Annotated in this window: 2 protein-coding genes; one reads left to right on the forward strand and one right to left on the reverse strand. The window is 42.7% G+C overall.

The genetic code is table 11. From position 1 onward, the window contains the following. The coding region (locus WAM07_RS07240) for a TasA family protein (protein ID WP_422165856.1) at nt 1–453 on the reverse strand (453 nt) is incomplete at its 3' end. Between the two features lie 121 nt (nt 454–574). Between WAM07_RS07240 and WAM07_RS07245 the strand changes: the two genes are divergently transcribed. Further along, complete coding sequence (locus tag WAM07_RS07245; protein WP_422165857.1) at nt 575–2,029, forward strand: IS1182 family transposase; 1,455 nt, start codon at nt 575–577, stop codon at nt 2,027–2,029. Nucleotides 2,030–2,262: the final 233 nt, after the last annotated feature.

A 2,262-nucleotide genomic window follows, 5' to 3' on the forward strand; every position in this document is an offset into this window, starting at 1 on the left:
ATTAACTGTTCCGTTGTTAGTAATTTTAAAGTCTCGAAGCATGTGGTCTCCGGGAACTAAATCGTCAATGTCAAAAAGTATTTGGGGATTTACTGATAAATCTAACACTCCTGCCCCATACTGTCCGGTAGCTGCTTCTACATCATTAAAGGACGCCCAAGTACCGCCGCCGATCATAGATAAGCCTAAAGCCCCTGTTAGTACGCCTGCCGCTAGTTTTTTCTTTAAATTCATGGTATTCACCTCATTTTTAAGATTAAAAAAAGAGTGGGTTTGACCGAGGCCACTGAAAAACTCCTTTCTATCAAGAGGAGTGGTTAAAGGTTGTTGTTGATTCTCACGAATCGCTTGTCGATGGATGCTTGCCGCGGGCACGGCCTCAGCTAACTTGGTCAAGAAGATCACTTGACCAAGTGGATCTTCGGCTCGCGCTGTTCCCGCAGGCGTCACCATCGAACGCTCATCGTGGAATCAACGGTGGCCCATCTAAAAAGAGTGATTTTCTTTGATTTATAAAAGAAAATCACTCTTTTTTCTTGTACAATGAAAGGAATACATAAAAGTGAGGGATTCCATGTTAGACCGTCAATTATCCATGAATTTAAGTCAGTACGAGGGGCTTTACGATATGGTGGTCCCTAAGGACCACCTTCTTCGGGAAATCAACGATCTTATAGACTTTTCCTTCGTTTACGACGAACTGAAGGACAAATACTGTCATGATAATGGACGGAATGCTGTTCATCCCATTCGTATGTTCAAATATCTTCTCCTGAAAACCATCTATACGTTGTCTGACGTGGATCTCGTGGAACGAGCTCAGGTCGACATGGCCTTCAAATATTTCCTTGAACTTGCTCCAGAAGATGACGTCATTGATCCGAGCCTACTAGCTTACTTCCGTCGCAAACGTCTGAAAGACGAAAATCTTTTAGATCTATTGATCGGAAAAACCGTGGAGGTGGCTCTTGAAAAAGGTGTGATTCAATCCAAGTCTCTCATCCTTGATGCGACGCACACGAAAGCTCGATACAACCAGACATCTCCTCAAGAAGTACTGCGTACCCGTTCCAAGAACGTCCGTAAAATGATTTATTCCGTTGATGAATCGATGAAGAAAAAGTTTCCTGAGAAACCAACCGAAAATACGCTGCAAGCTGAACTGGACTATTCGGAACGTCTGGTCGAAATGATTGAAAAGGAACCAAAGCTCGGCTTTATCCCCAAAATTAAAGAACCTTTGAACTTACTTAAAGAGACGATTACAGATGACCAACTGGAATTACAAGAATCCCAGGACCCTGATGCCCGCTTGGGACATAAATCAGCCGACTCCGCTTTCTTTGGGTATAAGACGCATCTCGGCATGTCTCAGGAACGTATCATTACGGCCGCTACCATAACGACCGGAGAAAAAACAGATGGAAAGCAATTACCTGAATTAGTGAAGAAGAGTCAAGAAGCTGGGTTAGAAGTGGAGGAAATACTTGGAGATCGAGCTTATTCATCAAAGGAAAATATCACCTATGCCAAAGAGAACGACATCGAACTCATTTCCAAGTTGAACCCTTCGGTTTCACATGGATATCGTAAGAAAGAAGAAGCGTTTGAATTCAATAAAGACGCTGGTTTGTATGTCTGTCCGGCCGGTCATATGGCCTTTCGAAAAGCCCGTCAGGGCAAGAAGGGGCAATCGCAAAATCAGGTGGAAACCCATTATTTTGATGTCGAAAAGTGTAAACATTGTCCCCTTCAGGAAGGGTGTTATAAACCTGGAGCCAAAACGAAGAGTTATTCCGTCGTTCTAAAATCAGAAGCACATAAGGATCAACTCGCCTTTCAAAACAGTGAGAACTTCAAGCAAAGGGCTAAAGAACGGTATAAGATTGAAGCGAAGAATAGTGAATTAAAGCATAGACACGGATATGAGGTTGCCTCATCTTCGGGTCTCGAAGGCATGCGCCTTCAAGGCGCCATGGCAATTTTCACAGCGAATGTGAAACGAATCGTGAAACTAATGAAGGAATAGAGAGGGCAAGCCTCATGAAAATAGAAGAAAAGCGGATTGTATGGAAAAAGTATTCCATACAATCCGCTTTTTTGAATTCTACCTTTCATAAATATTCAGTTTATCAATGGCCTCGCGGCAGCGCTGGTCTTTTTTTACACATTAATAGTTTTCACAAATGAAATTCCCAGGTAGCGATACGTCACATTGATCCGTTCAATAGGGGTATCTTCTGTTATGCTTAAACCGTAGAT

It is taken from the genome of Halobacillus sp., from assembly GCF_049282395.1.
Classification (GTDB): Bacteria; Bacillota; Bacilli; order Bacillales; family Halobacillaceae; genus Halobacillus.

What these genes read in the sequence shown, in the direction of transcription:
- WAM07_RS07245 (WP_422165857.1), top strand. Translation starts at nt 575, where the DNA reads ATGTTAGACCGTCAATTATCCATGAATTTAAGTCAGTACGAGGGGCTT.